The organism is Streptomyces sp. NPDC054813, assembly GCF_053611365.1.
The window spans coordinates 136,027-154,259 of sequence record NZ_JBSHAF010000005.1 but is presented as its reverse complement, the minus strand read 5'-3'; the positions used below and the strand labels follow the sequence as shown (position 1 = coordinate 154,259).

The 18,233-nt window shown below is 71.1% G+C and carries 15 protein-coding genes; 8 read left to right on the top strand and 7 right to left on the bottom strand.

The window, feature by feature from the left end; translation table 11 throughout:
* Positions 1–255 precede the first annotated feature (255 nt).
* The 3 genes from ACWGJB_RS11575 to ACWGJB_RS11565 all read left to right on the top strand — a co-directional run bounded on the left by ACWGJB_RS11575 (position 256) and on the right by ACWGJB_RS11565 (position 2,331).
* Entirely contained in the window at positions 256–771 is a 516-nt protein-coding gene (locus tag ACWGJB_RS11575) for a DUF3618 domain-containing protein (protein WP_453379998.1), read from the top strand.
* A gap of 100 nt (positions 772–871) precedes the next feature.
* Positions 872–1,576, top strand: a complete 705-nt coding sequence (locus ACWGJB_RS11570; RefSeq protein WP_453379997.1) for a helix-turn-helix domain-containing protein — start codon at positions 872–874, stop codon at positions 1,574–1,576.
* A gap of 17 nt (positions 1,577–1,593) precedes the next feature.
* On the top strand, positions 1,594–2,331 hold the full coding sequence (locus ACWGJB_RS11565) for an SRPBCC family protein (protein WP_453379996.1): 738 nt from the start codon (positions 1,594–1,596) through the stop codon (positions 2,329–2,331).
* Between the two features lie 10 nt (positions 2,332–2,341).
* Here the strand turns inward: ACWGJB_RS11565 and ACWGJB_RS11560 are convergent, their stop codons facing one another.
* Entirely contained in the window at positions 2,342–4,168 is a 1,827-nt protein-coding gene (locus ACWGJB_RS11560) for an endonuclease/exonuclease/phosphatase family protein (protein WP_453379995.1), read from the bottom strand.
* Between the two features lie 308 nt (positions 4,169–4,476).
* On the opposite strand from ACWGJB_RS11560, the gene ACWGJB_RS11555 reads away from it, so the two are divergent.
* The 5 genes from ACWGJB_RS11555 to ACWGJB_RS11535 all read left to right on the top strand — a co-directional run bounded on the left by ACWGJB_RS11555 (position 4,477) and on the right by ACWGJB_RS11535 (position 11,494).
* Positions 4,477–5,907 carry a hypothetical protein gene (locus ACWGJB_RS11555; RefSeq protein WP_453379994.1) on the top strand — a complete coding sequence of 477 codons (1,431 nt, stop codon included), beginning with the start codon at positions 4,477–4,479 and terminating at the stop codon, positions 5,905–5,907.
* A gap of 268 nt (positions 5,908–6,175) precedes the next feature.
* Positions 6,176–7,654 (top strand): alkaline phosphatase PhoX, encoded by a 1,479-nt coding sequence (locus ACWGJB_RS11550; protein WP_453379993.1) that lies wholly within the window; start codon positions 6,176–6,178, stop codon positions 7,652–7,654.
* Between the two features lie 453 nt (positions 7,655–8,107).
* Positions 8,108–9,691: a TROVE domain-containing protein gene (locus tag ACWGJB_RS11545; protein WP_453379992.1), complete on the top strand. Its 1,584-nt coding sequence runs from the start codon at positions 8,108–8,110 to the stop codon at positions 9,689–9,691.
* 110 nt (positions 9,692–9,801) lie between these two features.
* A complete protein-coding gene (locus ACWGJB_RS11540) occupies positions 9,802–10,455 on the top strand; it encodes a GntR family transcriptional regulator (protein WP_453379991.1) in 654 nt (217 codons plus the stop codon).
* Positions 10,456–10,477: 22 nt separating this feature from the next.
* A complete protein-coding gene (locus ACWGJB_RS11535) occupies positions 10,478–11,494 on the top strand; it encodes a 1-aminocyclopropane-1-carboxylate deaminase (protein ID WP_453379990.1) in 1,017 nt (338 codons plus the stop codon).
* 70 nt (positions 11,495–11,564) lie between these two features.
* On the opposite strand, the gene ACWGJB_RS11530 is transcribed toward ACWGJB_RS11535, so the two are convergent.
* From ACWGJB_RS11530 to ACWGJB_RS11505, 6 genes are all read right to left on the bottom strand, one after another.
* Positions 11,565–12,758: a TerD family protein gene (locus ACWGJB_RS11530; RefSeq protein ID WP_453379989.1), complete on the bottom strand. Its 1,194-nt coding sequence runs from the start codon at positions 12,756–12,758 to the stop codon at positions 11,565–11,567.
* A gap of 104 nt (positions 12,759–12,862) precedes the next feature.
* On the bottom strand, positions 12,863–13,852 hold the full coding sequence (locus tag ACWGJB_RS11525; RefSeq protein WP_453379988.1) for a zinc-dependent alcohol dehydrogenase family protein: 990 nt from the start codon (positions 13,850–13,852) through the stop codon (positions 12,863–12,865).
* Complete coding sequence (locus ACWGJB_RS11520) at positions 13,849–14,694, bottom strand: carbohydrate ABC transporter permease (RefSeq protein WP_453379987.1); 846 nt, start codon at positions 14,692–14,694, stop codon at positions 13,849–13,851. Before ACWGJB_RS11520 ends, ACWGJB_RS11525 begins: the two co-directional genes overlap by 4 nt.
* A complete protein-coding gene (locus tag ACWGJB_RS11515) occupies positions 14,691–15,626 on the bottom strand; it encodes a carbohydrate ABC transporter permease (protein WP_453379986.1) in 936 nt (311 codons plus the stop codon). The genes ACWGJB_RS11520 and ACWGJB_RS11515 overlap by 4 nt, the downstream gene beginning before the upstream one ends.
* Positions 15,623–16,990, bottom strand: coding sequence for an ABC transporter substrate-binding protein (locus ACWGJB_RS11510; RefSeq protein ID WP_453379985.1), 1,368 nt, complete (start codon positions 16,988–16,990; stop codon positions 15,623–15,625). Before ACWGJB_RS11510 ends, ACWGJB_RS11515 begins: the two co-directional genes overlap by 4 nt.
* Positions 16,991–17,078: 88 nt before the next feature.
* Entirely contained in the window at positions 17,079–17,849 is a 771-nt protein-coding gene (locus tag ACWGJB_RS11505; RefSeq protein WP_453379984.1) for a DeoR/GlpR family DNA-binding transcription regulator, read from the bottom strand.
* Between the last annotated feature and the right edge of the window lie 384 nt (positions 17,850–18,233).

The following is an 18,233-nucleotide window of genomic DNA, read 5'->3' as shown; positions in this document are numbered from 1 at the left end:
GGGGGGGGGGGCGCGCGGCCCGCGCCCGCGCGGGGGCGGGCCCGGGGGGGGGCGCGGGGGGGGGGGGCGGGGGGGGGGGGGGGCGCGTGGGGGGCCCCCCCCCCTCGACCGGTTCCAGAGTCGGCTCGCACGGGCTCGGCGGGCGGGGGGAACGGGGCTGAGGGACAGGTGCCCCGCCTGACCGTCGGCGACCTGGGTACTCGGAAGGTCCGCAGGTACCAGCGGACGCCGACGAGACCTGGAGGGGCAGTACCGATGACGAAGAGGACCGCACACGGAACGGGGGCCCGACTCGCCGACACCGCGGGCTCCTTGGCGGCGAAGGCCGACCTCAAGGGGCGTACCCAGGCCCGCGCCGCCGATCTCAAGGACAAGGCCGGCGCCCTGACCGTCCAGCTGCGCCAGAGTGCTGCCCGGGCCGGCCACCAGGCCCAGGGCCGGGCGGCGAAGGGCGGCCACACGACCCAGGAGCACATGGCGAAGGCGCGGCACACGCTTCAGGAGCGGGCGCTCAGGACTGGACACGCTGTCCAGGAGCGGGCACTCAAGACCGGACACGCCGTCCAGGAGGGGGCGGGACGGGCGGGTCATCTGGCGTCCGAAAAGGCCGTCGAGGCGAGCCGCGCCGCCGAGGGACGCGTCCCGGAGTCCGCTCACACGGCCGTCCGGGGCGCCCTGCGGCATGCCCGCCCGGCGCTGGTCGCGGGCGCCGCCCTCGCCGTCGCCGGTGCCGTGGCCATGCGGGTTCGGCGCCGGGCCCGGCGCCACTGAGACCGGCCCAGGGGCCTTCGCGCCACCGCCTTCTCTCCACCCTCTCACCGAAAATCTGATCCGTCTGGACAGGAAAAGTTTTCGGTGAGAGGGTGGAGCCATGCTGGACGTGACCGTGATCGAGGACCCCGAGGCCGCGGCGGTGTCGCTGGACCCCATACGGGCCCGGCTGCTCGCCGAACTGGCCGCCGCGCCCGCGTCGGCCGCGATGCTGGCCGGCCGGGTCGGGCTGCCCAGACAGAAGGTGAACTACCACCTCAAGGCGCTCGAGCGGCACGGCCTGGTCGAGCTGGCGGGCGAGCGGCGCAAGGGCAATGTCAACGAGCGGCTGATGCGCGCGACCGCCGCGTCGTACGTCATCTCGCCGGCCGCCCTGCCCGCCGTACAGCCGGACCCGGACCGCTTCCGCGACCAGCTCTCCGCGCGCTGGCTGCTAGCGGTCGGCGCCCGCCTGGTGCGCGACGTCGGCACGCTGATCAGCGGTGCCGCCAAGGCCCGCAGACAGCTGGCGACCTATGCGCTGGACGGCGAGGTGCGCTTCGCCTCCGCCGCCGACCGCGCGGCGTTCGTGCAGGAGCTGACGGCGGGCGTGAGCGCGCTCATCCGCAAGTACGACGCGCCCGATACGGAGGACGGCCGGGACCACCGGATCGTCGTCGCCCTCCACCCCACGGTCAAGGCCGACCCCCGCCCGGCGGCGGACACCGGCCCGACGGCCGAGACGCACCCCCCGGCCGAGATCCACCCGGCGGCCGAGGGCCGGCCCGGGGTCTCGGAGCGGACCACCCCCGAAACGGATCAGTAGGCAGCAGGAGCCCCGACATGTCCAAGGAATTCGAGATCGCCCGCGAGTTCGAGGTCGACGCCACACCCCAGGAGGTGTGGGAGGCGATCACCAACGGCTCCGGCGCCTACCTGTGGCCGATGGAGCCGCCCGAGCCCCGGGTGGGCGGCGCGGCGGCCTTCGGCTCCACCGTGACCGCCTACGAACCGCCGCACCACCTGATCGTCCGCAGCGAGGACGTCGGTTTCCCGGTCCAGAGCGTCAACCAGCTGGAGCACGTCATCGAGCCGCGGGACGGCGGCCGTCGTGCCTGGGTGCGCTACGTGCACAGCGGGATCTTCACCGACGACTGGGACAACCAGTACGACGGCGCGAGCCGGCACACCGACTTCTATCTGCACACCCTGCGCGAGTACCTGGTCCACTTCGCGCCCCGCCCGGTCACCTTCGCGCAGCTCAACGGGCCCGAGGCGGCCCAGGCACCGGACGCCTTCGACGCCGTGGGCCGCGCCCTGGGCCTGCCGGACGACCTGGCCGAGGGCGCGAAGGCGAGCGTCCGGGGGCCCGGCGGGCGCACGCTGGAGGCGGTGGTCGACTACCGCAACCCGTACTTCATCGGGCTGCGCACCGACGACGCCCTCGTCCGGTTCTTCGGACGCAACCACTGGGGCGCCCCGGTCGGCATCAGCGTCCACGACTTCGCGGCGGACGCCGACGCCCAGACGAACGAGCGTGCCTGGCAGGACTGGCTGAACGGCGTGTTCAGCCAGTCCTGAGCCACGGTTGTCAGGGACGGAAGCGCAGCACCTGCGGGTCGTGGTCGCTGATCTGGTCGTGGAACTCCGAGTTGACGTGCACGCTGTCGTACTCGAAGTCGCCGTTGCGGCGGATCTCCTTGCTGATCAGGATCTGGTCCAGGACCTGCTCGTTGCCCTGGTAGTCGTAGGTGTAGCGCTCCTTGGTCGGCAGCGACTGGATCGCCGACCAGAGCGCGCCGTGGCTCTCCAGGATCTTGGTCGTGCCGGAGAAGTCGAAGTCGTTCATGTCGCCGAGCGCGATGACGTTCGCGTCCTTCTGGACGTCGAGGATGCTCTTGACGAACGCGTTGACCAGCGTCGCCTGCGCGTGGCGCTGGACCTCCGAGCTGCGCGCCACCGGCTGGTACTGCGCGGTCAGGCCCTGGTCGCCGCCCTTGGAGTTCAGGTGGTTGGCGATCACGAAGACCGTCTTGCCGCGGAAGACGAACTCGCCGGCCAGCGGCTTGCGGCTGGCCGTCCAGGCGGAGTTCGCCGGGTCGACGCGGCCGGGGGAGGCGGTCAGCTGGGCCTGGCCGTGCACCTTGGTGACACCCACCGCGGTGGTGGAGTCGCCGCCCGCGCGGTCGACGAAGGACACCCGCTCGGGGTTGAAGAGGAAGACCTGGCGGATGTTGCCGCCGGGCTCGCCGCCGTCCTGGTCGTTGACCGGGTTGATGGAACGCCAGTCGTACTTCGGTCCGCCGGCCGCGACGATCGCGTCGATCAGCTTGTTCACCGTCACGTCCGCGGCGACCGTGCCGTCGTCCGTCGCACCGTTGTCGTCCTGGATCTCCTCCAGGGACACGATGTCGGGCGACTGGAGGTTGTTCACGATCGCGGCGGCGTGTGCGGCGAAGGTGCCGTCGGAGGGGTCGAGGTTCTCGACGTTGTACGTGGCGACGGCCAGCTCGCTCTTCGACTGCTTCTTCGTCGTCTCGCGCTGCAGGCCACCGCTCTTGAGGGTGCCCAGCTCGCTCGCGACGAGGGTGTAGCCGCCGAACTGGTTGTAGTCCATCGGGCCGGTCGTGGCGCCGGTCAGCGTGTCACCGACGTTCGCCACCGGGAAGTCGGCGGTCGAGCCCAGGGACTGGATCTGGAGGCGGCCGGTGTTCTGGTCGTTGTACGAGCGGTACAGCGTGCCGCCGCGGACCGTGCGGTTCTCGTGCGGCTTCACCGTGACCCACAGCTCGGCGTACGGGTCGGTGGCGGTGACCACGCGGGTGTCGCGGACCTGGACGTTCATGCCCTCCAGGGACTCGTAGTAGTCCAGGGCGTACTTCTTCGGCTGGAGCGTCAGGCCGTTGACCGAGCCGGCCGCGGCCGTGTCACCCGCCGGGGTGTACTTGGCCGGCACCGACTTCTTGTCGATCACGACCGGCGCCGGGACCGCGTTGCCGGTGGAGACCGTGGTGACCGTCGGCTTGGTGATCTCGGTCAGCGACTGGTTGCCGGTGGTGGCGCCGCCCGGGACGTACTCGGAGACCGTGCCGGTGACCGTGACGGAGTCGCCGACCGCGACCTTCGGGGTGGAGCTGGTGAAGACGAAGACGCCCTCACTGGTGGCCGGGTTGTCGTCCGGCGTCGGATCCTGCAGCCAGAAACCCCGCGAGGAGCCGTAGGTACGCGTGGCCGTGACGATGCCGGGGACGTCCGTCACCTTCTGGCCGGCGTACGGCGATATGCGCGTGGCGCCCTGGACGTCATGGATGCGCAGCCCGTCGGCCTGGGCCGGCGAGGTGAGGGCGACGGTGGACGCCGCGCTGCAGACGGCGGCGACGGTGAGCGCGGCGAGACGCGCGGAAGACCTGCTCGGCAAGGAAATCCCTCCGGGGACATAAACGGTGCCGGGACGAGGGGGCGTCATGGAGTGGGCATGACACGCGTAGACAGAGAGTGAACACTTGTCCCCCCTGTTTTCTACGCGCGTCAATCTCGTCCCTGCGCAGGGGAGTTGTCAAGGTTTCGGCCATGTACGCGGCTCGGCGAGGAGATGAACCGGGTGGCATGGGTGGAAATCCGTCTAGGCTGAGCGGCTGAGGCGTACGGCGTCCCGATGGTCGTACGGCCGTCGTACGGAGTCCATGTCGTCATACGACCGTAGAGGCGTCCGAGGAGAACCACCCGATGTCAGACAGCTCCCCCCTGCCGCCGGTGCGGTTGCGTCCCGAAGCGGAGCTGGCAAGCGCCGCGCTGGCCACGCCGCTGCTCTCCCGGGCCGCCCGGCTCGCCCGCTGGGCCGGGCCCGACACCCGCGTCGACGCAGGTGGCGGACTGGCCGAGGAGCAGCTCCCGGCCGCCGCCGAACTGCTCGGGCTCACCGGGGACGACGCCGCCGCCTACACCGCCGAGGCCTGGCGGGTCGCCCTGGACGCGGGGCTCGTCGAGATCGTCGACGAGGAGACCGGGACGGTCGCGGCGGGGGAGGAGCTGGCGCTGCTCACCGGGGGCTCGCCGCATGACGTCCTCGGGGTCTGGCTGGCCGCCCTGGAGACGGTGATCGGCGACGCGAGCGTGCCCGACCTGGATGGAATTGTCGACGCGCTCGGCGAGGGCGGCGAGGTCGATTTCTCGTCACTCGGCTGGGACCCCGAGGCGGAGGCGGAGTTCCTCGACGGCGTCCTCGGCAACCTGTACCTGCTGACGGTGAGCGAAGGCGGTCCCGGCGAGGCGCCGGTGCCGCTGCCCGCGCTCGCCGCGTCGATGATCGTGCCCAGCGACATGGGGGAGCCGACCAACGACGTCCTGGAGCAGGTCTCCGACGCGATGATGCGGCTCGACGACCAGTTCCGGATGCTGGAGCCGGTCGGACTCGTCGCGTACCAGCCGGTCGACGAGGCGCTCATGGCCGACGCCGAGGAGGAGCCGGCCGCGGGGCCGGTCGACGAGAGCGACGTCACCCGGTACGGCATGGTGCGGCTCACCCCGCTCGGCGCGTACGGGCTGCGGGCGCGGCTGCTGGAGGCCGGGCTCGAGGCACCGGCGGTCGGGGAACTCGCCGACAAGGGCGCGGACGCGTTGCTCGACGGCATGGCCACGTTTCCGCAGGGAGCCGCGCAGGCCGAGACCGAGCAGTGGCTGGACCGTCGTGAGGCCCTCGCCGCCGCCCGGGAGCTGCTGGCCGCCGCGCGGGGCGAGGACGCGGGCGCGCCGCTGCGCCGGCTGCGCTGCCAGCAGGCGCTGTCCCTGGTCGGCACCGAGGCCGAACCGGCACTCCGCGAGGTCCTCGGCGACCCCGAGCTGGGCGGACTGGCCAGGGTCTGGCTGGCCGAGCGCGGCGCCGCCGACGTACCGGCGCCCTCGCCGGACATGATCTTCTGGCTGACCATCGACACGGTCGCCGCGCAGCTGGCCGCCGAAGGGAACTCCGAGGAACTGCAGGCCCTGGTCGAGGGGTTGGCCCAGCAGCACGCCGGGTTCTTCGGCGAGGCCTGGCGGGTCGACCACCCGGACGCGGCCGACGTCCTGGAGGCGATGGGACGCCTGCACCCGGACAAGAAGGTCGCGAAGGAGGCCCGGAAGGCGGCGTTCAAGGCGCGGTCGCAGCACGGGGGGTAGCGGCCGAAGCGGCGGGGGTGCGCGGGGGCCGGGCACCGCCGGACGCGTCGAGTGTGGCTGAGCGCCGCCGCGGCGGAAGAGAAAGATTCCGAGCGGCGCGTTCTCGAGTGTGGCTTTTGGCTTCCGTGGGGCGGTGCATACGGATTCATGGAACTCCCGAAGCCGATGTCGCCCCGAGTTCAAGCGGAGTTCAGACGCGGCCGGGAGCGTGTGCGCCGACTTGAGGTCCGCCACCCTCCACGGCACTTCGACCGTCACAGGAGACACCATGTCGCTCACCCGCAGGGACTTCGCCAGGAAATCCGCGATCACCGGTGCCGGTGTCGGGCTGGCGGGCAGCGTCGGCGCCCTCGCCACCGCCCCGAACGCCCTCGCCTCCACCGAGACCAAGGCGTCCGACGCGGCCGAGGCGGGGCACGGACACGGACACGGCGGCGTCGGCTACGGGCCGCTGCTCCCCGACCCCGACGGCATCCTCGCGCTCCCCGCCGGCTTCAAGTACCGCGTCATCACCTACAGCGGCAAGACCCGGCTGGAGACGGGCGAGTTCACCCCCTCCAACCACGACGGCACCGCCACCTTCGACGGCCCGCGCGGCGCCACCCTCCTCGTCAACAACCACGAGCTGGCCGGCCCCCGCGCCAACTGGACCCACCCGGTGCCGCTCACCGAGGGCCTCGTCTACGACCCGGCGGCCGCCGGCGGCTGCACGGTCGTCGAGGTGCGCCACGACAAGGTCGCCGAGTGGGTCGGTATCGCCGGCACCGCCACCAACTGCGCGGGCGGCAAAACCCCTTGGGGCACCTGGCTCACCTGCGAGGAGACCGAGGACAAGGCCGGCGCCAACGGCATGACCAAGGACCACGGCTATGTCTTCGAGGTCGACCCCGAGGACCGCCGGGCCAACCGGAACCCCAAGCCGATCAAGGCATTGGGCCGGTACGCGCACGAGGCCGTCGTCGTCGACCCCAAGCGCGGCCACCTCTACCTGACGGAGGACGCGTCCAACCCGAACGGTCTGCTCTACCGCTGGACCCCGCCCGAGCACTTCCACCACGGCCGCGGCCGGCTGCGCACCCTCGCCGACGACGCGGGCACGCTCCAGGCCTTCAAGTGCTTCGACTCCGGGGGCGTGTTCGTCGACGACCTCTCCCGCGCCACGAAGATCGGCACCGTGTACGGCGTCGACTGGGTGGACGTCCCGGACCGCGACGCGAAGACCACCTCGGTCCGCAAGCAGTTCACCACCGGCCAGGTCACCCGTGCCCGCAAGCTGGAGGGCATGTGGTGGGGCGACGGCGGCGTGTACATCGTGTCCTCCTACGCCCGTGCGGAGAGCCCCGTCCAGCACGACGGCGCCGTCTGGTTCTACGACCCCAAGCGCCGCACCCTCACCCTGAAGGTCCTCATCGGCGTCAACCCCGACCCGTCGGTGGACGGCGCCTTCGACGGCCCGGACAACATCACCGTCTCCCCGTACGGCGGCCTGGTCATCGCCGAGGACGGTGAGGGCATCCAGCACCTGTTCGGCGCCACCGACAGCGGCCGCACCTACCCGATCGCCCGCAACGAACTGGCGATCCCATCAGCCGCTGCCGCGGCGGGCGGCACCGAAGAGGAGCCGGAATACAGCGAGTTCACCGGCGTCACCTTCTCGCCCGACGGCAAGACCCTCTACGCGAACATCCAGACCCCGGGCATCATGCTCGCCATCACCGGGCCCTGGAAGCGCCAGAAGCGCGGGTAATTAATTCACTCGCTCGGCCCGCGGCACGCCTCCTAAGGTAATGAACGTCCAGGTGCGAAGGCAGGACCTACTTCCACTGATAATGGGGCGGCCGCGGGTTCGAGTCCCGCCACCGGTACAACGCGCCGGTGTAGCTCAGGGGTTAGAGCACCTACGTCGGTTCCGCCGGCCTTGAACTCTGGACACCAAAAACTTCATGCACCTCCCGGTGCGTGTGTCACTGAACTCGGGAGGCGCAGCTCATGGTGGGTGCCCGGTGCGCAGGCAGCGGATACTTCAGGGCCCTGGTCCCCGAAAGGGGATGCGGGTTCGAATCCCGTCATCGGCTCAGGGCCGATGTGGCGGAAAGGAAGACGCGCCAGGTTAAAGTCCCGTCGCCGACTCCTGATCTCGGGCACCCTCCTCTTGTTGCGCCTCCTCCCAGACTCCAATGAATTCGGGGGGGAATTCACCATGGCGCGATTCAACACCAAGGCGGCCCGAGCGCAGCCCACTTCACGGGTCACCTCGACCGGACGCGTGCTCCGCACCTACCAGGGCGGGCGTGGCCAGGAGCGGGACACGCGGTCTGAACTTTTTTTGCTGGCGGTGTCCCACTTTGCCGCGGGCACCTTCTACGAGAGTGAGGCAGACCGCGACGACCGGTACGCGAAGCTCGTCCGCGAGCTCGCCGTCGCCGATCCGGCCTGGACCGCCGGCCTGCTCGGCTGGCTGCACGGCGAGGGCAACATGCGGACCGCCTCCCTCGTGGGCGCCGCCGAGTACGTGCACGCACGTCTGACCGCGGGCGCCACCGAGGGCCCCTCGAACCGGCAGGTCGTCGCCTCCGTGCTGCAGCGGCCCGACGAGCCCGGCGAACTGCTCGCCTACTGGACGGCGACCTACGGCCGTGCCGTCCCCAAGCCCGTCAAGCGGGGGATCGCCGACGCTGTACGGCGGCTCTACCACGGCAAGTCGCTGCTCAAGTACGACACCGCGGCCAAGGGATACCGCTTCGGCGACATCCTGAACCTGGTGCACGCGGCGCCGGACCCGGACAAGCCGTGGCAGGGCGAGCTGTTCCAGTACGCGCTGGACCGGCGGCACCACCCGGACACGGCGGTACCGCCCGCGTCGAGCCCGGTGCTCGCGGCACACCGCGAGCTGATGGCGCTGCCCGTCGCACGGCGGCGTGTGGTCGTCACCGAACCCGGTGGCGCCGAGCGGCTCGCGGCGGCGGGGCTGACCTGGGAGGCACTGGCCGGATGGCTCCAGGGCCCGATGGACAGGGCGGCCTGGGAGGCCGTGATCCCCTCCATGGGCGTCATGGCACTGACCCGCAACCTGCGGAACTTCGACGAGGCCGGAGTCTCCGACGAGGTCGCCGCCCAGGTCGCGGCCCGGATCAGTGACCCGGCGGAGGTGGCGCGCTCGCGGCAGTTCCCGTTCCGGTACCTCGCCGCGTACCAGCACGCTCCGTCGCTGCGCTGGTCCTTCCCGCTGGAGCGGGCGCTCGGCCACTCGCTGGCCAACGTGCCCGCGCTGCCGGGGCGGACGCTGGTGCTGGTCGACCGGTCCGGCTCGATGTGGGGTCCGCTGTCCGACCGCTCGCGGCTCAACCGGGCCGACGCGGCGGCGATCTTCGGTACGGCGCTCGCGCTGCGGGCGTCGGACGCGGACCTCGTCGAGTTCGGTACGACGAGCAAGCGGCTGACGTTCGGCAAGGGCGAGTCGGTGCTGAAGATCCTCGGCCGCTTCGGCTCGCTGGGCGGTACCGACACGACCTCGGCGATCCGCTCGCACTACCGGGGGCAGGACCGGGTGCTGATCGTCACCGACGAGCAGTACACGTACCACCGGCACGGCGACCCGACCCAGCAGGTCCCGGCCCACATCCCGGTCTACACCTGGAACCTGGCCGGCTACCGGGTCGGCCACGGCCCGTCGGGAGCGGCCAACAGGCACACCTTCGGCGGCCTCTCGGACGCGGCATTCCGGATGGTGCCGCTGCTGGAGTCCGCCCGGGACGCCGACTGGCCGTGGGCGGCGGCCGCCTGACCGCCGTCGGCGCATGAGCGTGGCCCGCACCTTCACGGGGGGTGCGGGCCACACCTGTGCCCGCCCCGCACTCTTGCTTGCGTTCTGATTGATATCTAACATTTCAATTCATGGAGGCCCTGCGACCCGTCCCCCGCACCCTGCTCCGCGACCGTGCCTACGAGGCCATCCGCGATGCCATCGTCGCCGGGGAGATCGAACCCGGTGCGGTGGTGCGGGACGCCGAGTTCGCGGAGCGGCTCGGGCTGTCCCGGGCGCCGGTGCGCGAAGCGTTCGCCCGGCTCGTCGACGAGGGGCTCCTGGAGAGCAAGCCCCAGAGTTACACCCGGGTCACCCCGGTCGTGGCCGCCGACGTACGGGACGCGGCGGCCGTGGTCGGCGCCATGCACGAGCTGGCCACCCGGGCCGCCGTACCCCGGCTGCGGGACGCCGACCTCGACATGATGCGCGCGGCCAACGACCGGTTCGCCGCCGCCGTACGCGCAGGCGACGTGGACGAGGCCCTGCGCGCCGACGACGAGCTGCACGACGTCCTGATCCGCATGGCCGGCAACCGCGCGGCCGCCGCCACCGTCGCCCGCTACACCCCGCTCATCCGCCGCCTGGAACGCCGCCGCTTCGGCGAGGGCGGCTCGTGCCGCTCGGCGGGCCTGCACGAGCGGCTCATCGAGGCGTGCGCGGCCGGTGACACGCGGGCGGCGGTCCGGGTCACGGCCGACATCTGGCACACCCTCGCAGACCTGGTCGACGACACCACCGACTGACCACCCCGCCGGGAGGCACCCCATGTCCCTTTCCTCCTACGACCGTTACCCCCTCCTCTTCGGCCCCTCGCCCGTGCATCCGCTGGAGCGCCTCACCGCCCACCTCGGCGGGGCCGGGCTGTGGGCCAAGCGGGAGGACTGCAACTCCGGGATCGCGTACGGCGGGAACAAGACGCGCAAGCTGGAGTACCTGGTCGCCGACGCCCTCGCCCAGGGCTGCGACACCCTCGTCTCCATCGGCGGGGTGCAGTCCAACCACACCCGCCAGGTCGCCGCCGTCGCCGCCCGTGCCGGGCTCAAGTGCGTGCTGGTCCAGGAGAGCTGGGTGGAGTGGCCGGACTCCGTGTACGACAAGGTTGGCAACATCCTGATCAGCAGGCTGGCCGGGGCCGACGTCCGGCTCGTCCGGGCCGGCTTCGGGATCGGATTCAAGGAGAGCTGGGAAGGGGCGCTGCGCGAGGTCGAGGAGTCCGGCGGCAGGCCCTACGCCATCCCGGCCGGCGCCTCCGACCATCCGCTCGGCGGGCTCGGCTTCGCCAACTGGGCGTACGAGGTCGCCGAGCAGGAGCGGGAGCTGGGCGTCTTCTTCGACACGGTGATCGTGTGCTCGGTGACCGGGTCGACCCAGGCCGGCATGGCCGCCGGGTTCGCCGCACTGGCGGAGGCCGGTGGGCGCGAGCGCCGGGTCATCGGCATCGACGCCTCGGCCAAGCCCGCCGAGACCCGCGAGCAGATCGCCCGCATAGCCCGGCGGACCGGGCAACTGATCGGTCTCAAGCGGGAGCTGGCCGTCGACGACATCGAGCTGGACGAGCGCTACCACGCGGGCGTCTACGGCATCCCGGACGACGCCACCCTGGAGGCGATGCGGCTCGCCGCCCGCACGGAGGGCATGGTGACGGACCCGGTGTATGAGGGGAAGTCGATGGCGGGGATGATCGACCTGGTCGAGCGCGGTGAAATCGACCCCGGCTGCACCGTCCTTTACGCCCACCTCGGCGGGCAGCCCGCGCTGAACGCCTACAGCGCCCTGTTCTGACGGACCGGAAGGGAAAGAGGCGGTCCCGCGCCCCCAGGAAGGGGCGCGGGAACGGGTCGGCCCTCGGCCGCTACAGCGCCTGTGCGCCCGGCTTCACCATGTTCCGGACCGTGCGGGCCTTCACGAACTCGCCCAGTGCCGTCATGTCCCACTCGCCGGAGAACTGGCGGACCAGCTTGGCCATCATCACGCCGGTCTGCGCCTCGGCGTTGGTGAGGTCGAAGCGGACCAGTTCCTCGCCGGTCGCCGCGTCCAGGAGGCGGCAGTAGGCCTTGGCGACCTCCGTGAACTTCTGGCCGGAGAAGGAGTTGACGGTGAAGACCAGGCCGGTGACCTCCGGGGGGATCCGGCCGAGGTCGACCACGATCACCTCGTCGTCGCCGCCTCCCTCACCGGTCAGGTTGTCGCCGGAGTGCTTGATCGCGCCGTTGAGGATGGACAGCTTGCCGAAGTAGCAGCTGTCGACGTGGTCGCGCTGCGGGCCGTAGGCGATGACCGAGGCGTCCAGGTCGATGTCCTTGCTGCGGAACGCCGGCTCCCAGCCCAGGCCCATCTTCACCTGGGAGAGCAGCGGTCTGCCGCCCTTGACCAGGGACACCGTCTGGTTCTTCTGGAGGCTGACCCTGCCCTTGTCGAGGTTGATCTTCCCGGTACCCGGGACGGGCGGAGCGGGCGGCGCGGCGGGCGCGGGCGGGGCCACGACCGGGGGAGTCGTCGGCTGCGGGGCCGTCGGCTGGGGCGCCGTCGGCTGCGGGGCCGGGGCCGCCGCCGGTTCCTCCACCGTCACGCCGAAGTCGGTGGCGATGCCGGCCAGCCCGTTCGCGTACCCCTGGCCGACCGCGCGGGCCTTCCATGCGCCGTTGCGCAGGTAGATCTCCACGACCACCAGGGCCGTCTCGGTGCCCAGCTGCGGTGGCGTGAACGTGCCCAGCACCGAGCCGTCGTCCGCGTTGCGGATCGTCGCCGTCGGCTCGATGCCCTGGAAGGTCTGCCCCGCGGCGTCGGGGCTCGCGGTGACGACGATCTTCTCGATGCCCGGGGGCACGGCGGCCGTGTCGACGGTGATCGCGTCCGGGGACGTACCGCCGCCGGAGCGGTACGTCACACCCGGGCCGTTCGGCTGGTTGTAGAAGATGAAGTCGTCGTCGGAGCGCACCTTGCCGTCGCCCGTGAGCAGCAGGCCCGACACGTCGAGCCGCACCGGGGCGGCGACGTCCACCGCCACCCGGGAGACGGGGAGAGGGATGTTCGAGCCAGGGGTCATAGCTGTCATGCCGCGTGAACGAACGACATCGCTTTACCGTTCCCTTACCGTCGAGCGGCCCTCGCACCGTCCCCCGATCGGCTCAGGGGACCTTGCGATCCGGCTCAGGGGACGACGACGATCTTCCGTCCGACCCCCGCCGCGAACTGCTCCAGCGCCTGCGGGTAGCTGTCCAGCGGGAGGCGGTCGCTGATGAAGACCTCCGGGTCCAGGACCCCGTTCGCGAACAGCTCCGCCGCGCGTTCGTAGCTGTGCAGGACGGCCATGGAGCCGGTGATGGTGATCTCCTGGTTGTAGATGCGGTACGGGTCGATCGTCACCCGGGTCGCGTAGTCGGCAACGCCGAACTGGAGGAAGGTGCCGGCCTTCGCCACCCGCTCCAGGCCGTCCTGGATCGCCGCCGCGTTGCCGGTCGCGTCGATCACCACGTCCCAGCCCCGCGGCCGGTCCAGTTCGTCGGCGTTCGCGGCGGACGCGGAGACGCCGAGCGCGCGGGCGGTCTCCAGGCGGGCCGGGTTCAGGTCGACCACGTCGACGCTCGCCGCGCCGGTCCGCTTGGCGAGTTCCAGCATCATCAGGCCCATGGTCCCGGAGCCGTAGATCAGGACATGGGCGCCCAGCCGGGACTGCAGGACGTCGTAGCCGCGTACCGCGCAGGACAGCGGCTCGACCAGGGCCGCGTCCTGGGTGCGGACGTGCTCGGGGAGCTTCACGCAGTTGGCGACCGGGGCGACCGCGTACTGCGCGGCGCCGCCCGGCACCGTCACGCCGATCGCGGCCCAGCGTTCGCAGAGGTTGTTGTGGCCGTCCCGGCAGTAGCGGCACTCGTGGCAGTACAGGGACGGGTCGACCGCGACCTGGTCGCCGATCGCCACCTCGGTCACCTGGGCGCCGACGCCGACCACCTCGCCGGCGAACTCGTGGCCGGGCACGATCGGCAGTTTGGGCGCGAACTCGCCCTGGAGGATGTGCAGATCGGTTCCGCACAAGCCGCAGGCGGCCACTTCCACCACGACCTCGCGGGGGCCCGGTGTCGGGTCGGGGACCTCGGTGACGACGGCACGGCCCACGGACTCGATGACGGCGGCCTTCATTTCACGGCTCCCAACGACAGGCCCTGGACCAGCTTGTCCTGGGCGGCGAACCCCGCGGCGAGCACCGGCAGGGAGACGACGAGCGACGCGGCGCACACCTTGGCCAGGAACAGGCCCTGGCTGGTGATGAAGCCGGTCAGGAAGACGGGGGCGGTCTCGGCGACCACGCCCGTCAGGACTCGGGCGAAGAGAAGTTCGTTCCAGCTGAAGATGAAGCAGATCAGGGAGGTGGCGGCGATGCCGGGCAGGGCGATCGGGGCGACCACGCGCGCGAGGATCGTCGGCAGGCGGGCGCCGTCGATCTGGGCCGCCTCGATCACCGCGACCGGGACCTCGGCGAGGAACGACTGCATCATCCACACCGCGATCGGCAGGTTCATGGACGTGTAGAGGATGACCAGGAACCAGATGTTGTCCAGCATCCCGGTGTTCTTCGCGAACAGGTAGATCGGCAGCAGACCGGCCACCACCGGCAGCATCTTGGTGGAGAGGAAGAAGAACAGGACGTCCGTCCACTTCTTCACCCGCCGGATCGACAGCGCGTAGGCCGCCGGGAAGGCCAGCACGAGGACGACGAGGGTGGAGACGATCGAGGCGACCGCCGAGTTGATCAGGGCCGGCCAGGGGCTCGCGCCGCCGCCTGCCCCGAAGAACTCGCGGTAGCCGTCCAGGGTGAGGGCGGCGCCGAAGGAGGGCGGGTTGGTCGCCGCGTCCGCCTCGGAGTGGAAGGACGTCAGCGCCATCCAGGCGATGGGGAAGAAGAAGACGATGCCGACCAGCCAGGCCACCAGCCCGATGCTGCGGCCCCGGTGCTTCCTGACGCGTATGGCGAGGCTGCTCATGCGCGGGACACCTCCTCGCGGAACAGGGACGACACCACGCGCAGGGCGAAGGTCGCGATGATGATCGAGCCGATGACGACCAGGACGCCGGCGGCCGAGGCAAGGCCGTTCTCGTGGGCCTGGTAGAAGCTCTGGTACACGGTGTAGGGCAGGTTGGCGGTGCCCAGGCCGCCGGACGTGATCGTGAAGACCGCGTCGAAGTTCTGGACGATGTAGATGCTGCCCAGCAGGGCGCCGAGTTCGAGGTAGCGGCGCAGGTGCGGGAGTGTGAGATAGCGGAAGACCTGCCAGTCGCTCGCGCCGTCCACCCGGGCGGCCTCGATCTGCTCGGGGTCACGGCTCTGCAGCCCGGCGAGCAGGATCAGCATCATGAACGGCGTCCACTGCCACACCAGGGCGGCCTCGACCGCCAGCAGCGGGGTGCTGGAGATCCAGTCGGGCTGCGGTCCGCCGACGTAGTGCAACAGGCCGTTGAGCAGCCCGTATTCGGGGTTGTAGAGGACGTGTTTCCAGAGCAGGGCGGCGGCCACCGGGACCACCAGGAAGGGGGCGATCAGCAGGGTGCGGACGACGCCCCGGCCGCGGAACCTGTTGTTCAGGAGCAGCGCCAGCGCGAGGCCGAGGACCAGGCTGACCAGGACCACGGTCACCGTGAGGAGCACGGTCGTCCACACCGAGTGGCGCAGGTCGGCGTCGGTGAGGACCTGGCGGTAGTTGTCGACGCCGGCGAAGTGGCGGGCCTTCGGGTAGAGGGCGTTCCAGTCGAAGAAGGAGATGACCACCGTGGCCACGAACGGCAGCTGGGTCACGACGATCATGAAGATCAGGGCGGGCAGGAGGGGGGCCCGGGTGGCCCAGGCGCGCAGGCGGGCGGAGGGCGGCCGCGTGGCGCGTACGGGTGTCGCTGCGTAGGGGGCTGTCGTCGCGGTCATCGTCCCTCGTACTCCTTGGAGATCTTCTCGGCGAGCTGCTGGGACTTCTTCAGGGCCGAGTCGACGGACTGACGTCCGGCGACGGCCGAACTGATCTCCTGGGAGACCTTGGTGCCGAGATCGGTGAACTCGGGGATGTCGACGAACTGGATGCCGGGCGCGGGGCGGGGCTGGACGCCGGGGTCGTTCGGGCGGGCGCTCTCGATGGCCTCCTTGGTCATCTCCTGGAACGCGGCGGCCGACTTGACGTAGTCCGGGTTCGTGTACGTCGACGCCCGCTTGCCCGCCGGGACGTTGGACCAGCCGCTGGTCTGTCCGACCAGCTCCTCGTACTGCTTGCTGGACGCCCAGGACACGAACTTCCAGGCCTTGTCGGGGTTGCGGGAGGCCTTCTGGATGCCCCAGGCCCAGGTGTAGAGCCAGCCGGAGGACTTGGTCTGCTCGACGGGCGCGGGGGCGTAGCCGAGCTTGCCCTTGACCGGGGAGTCGTTCGCCTCCAGGAGGCCGGCCGCGGAGGTGGCGTCGTACCACATGGCGACCTTGCCCTGGGTCATGTTGTTCAGGCACTCGGCGAAGCCGGACTGCGGGGCGCCGGACTCGCCGTGCTTGCGGACCAGGTCGACATAGAACTTCGTCGCCTTCTCGAAGCCGGACCCGGTCAGCTGGGCCTTCCAGTCCTTGTCGAACCAGGTGCCCCCGTAGGTGTTCACGACGGTGGTCAGCGGTGCCATCATCTCGCCCCAGCCGGGCAGGCCGCGCAGGCAGATGCCGCGCATGCCGGACTGTGCGCCGTCCGCCTTGGCGGCGAGGTCGGCGACCTGCTGCCAGGTGGGGTGCGCGGGCATCGTCAGGCCCTTCGCCGCGAACACGTCCTTGCGGTACATCAGGAACGACGACTCGCCGTAGAAGGGCTCGCCGTAGAGCTTGCCGTCGTCGGCGGTCAGGGACTCGCGCATCGGCTGGAGGATGTCCTGCTGGTCGAAGCCCGGGTCCTTCGCGACGTAGGAGTCCATCTCGTGCAGCCAGCCGTTGCGGGCGTAGATCGGTATCTCGTAGTTGGACAGGGTGGCCACGTCGTACTGGCCGGCCTGGTTGGCGAAGTCCTGGCTGATCTTGTCGCGGACGTCGTTCTCGGGCAGGACGGTGAAGTTGACCTTGATGCCGGTCTCCTTGGTGAAGCGCGGGGCGAGCTTCTGGAGTTCGGTCATCTGGGGGTTGTTGACCATCAGCACGTTGATCGAATCGCCGCCGGACCCGGACCCGCCCGCACCGACCCAGCAGCCGGAGAGCAGCGGGGCGAGCAGCGTCCCTGCGGCGGCCATGGCGAGCGTGACTCGCGGCCTCCGTCGGCTCGGGGTTCGCATGGATCGCTCCTGGAGGAATCGTGATATATGGGGCACTGCGGGGTGTGGAAGAGCCCTTCGGGAAGGGCGTGGGTGTGTCGTCGGTGTGTCAGACCCGGATGACCTGCGGGCCCAGCAGGGCGTAGCGGTGGGCCTCGGCGGCCGGGAGAAGGGTGCTCGTCACGATCGCCTCCAGAGCGCCGACCTCGGCGAAGCGGCAGAAACTGACGGCTCCGAACTTGGTGTGCACGCCCGCGAAGACCGTCCGGCGGGCGGCGCGCACGGCCTGCACCTTGACCTCGCTGACCGCGGGGTCCGGGGTGGTCAGGCCGTGCTCGCGCGAGATGCCGTTGGCTCCAATGTAGGCGAGGTCGAGAACGAAGCCGGCGAGCATCTTCGTCGTCCAGTGGTCGACGGTCGCCAGCGTGCCGGCCCGTACCCGTCCGCCGAGCAGCAGTACCGACATGTTCTCGGTCTCGGCGAGCGCGCCCGCGACCGGCAGCGACGCGGTGACCACGGTCAGTGGCCGGTCCGTCGGCAGGGCCTCGGCGATGAGCTGAGGGGTGAAGCCCTCGTCGACGAAAACGGTCTCGGCGTCGCCCAGCAGCTCGGCGGCGGCCGCCGCGATCCGCCGCTTCTCCGGGACGTGGCTGGTCGAACGGAAGGCGAGCGTGGTCTCGAAACCGGCGCTCTCGACGGGATACGCGCCCCCGTGGGTACGGCGGACCAGGCCGTGGTCCTCCAGGGCGCGCAGGTCCCGCCGGATGGTCTCCTTGGCCACGCCCAGGGTGGCGGCGAGGACGGTGACGTCGACCGAGCCGGTGACGCGCGCGGCCCGCACGATCTCGCGCTGGCGTTCTTCCGCCGTCATCGTGCTCATCTCGTCACCCACTTCCTTGTGGAGCTGCGTGGAGCTGCCCGTTCGGGCCATGCAGCAAGTTCTACAGCGGGTGTGCGAGGCTGACCAGGTCTGTTGCGGGCCCGATACTGCCCGGGTGTGTCCGTTTGCCGGTCGCGGTGCCCGCCTCGGACCTGCGCGGCTGCCGGGTGCGGGGTGGGAGCGGGCAGCCGGGATGCCCGAACACGGCGGCGGGGGGGGGGGGGGGGGGTGGGCGCCAGCGCAAAGAGAGGCGGGGCGCTGTATAGGAGTCACAAGAACAGGCCCACGGTGGCTGTCTAGGGGGGGCCCGGGCGGGCGGGGGGGGGGGGGGGGGGGGGGGGGGGGGGGGGGGGGGGGCGGCCCCCCCCCCCGGGGGGGGGGGGG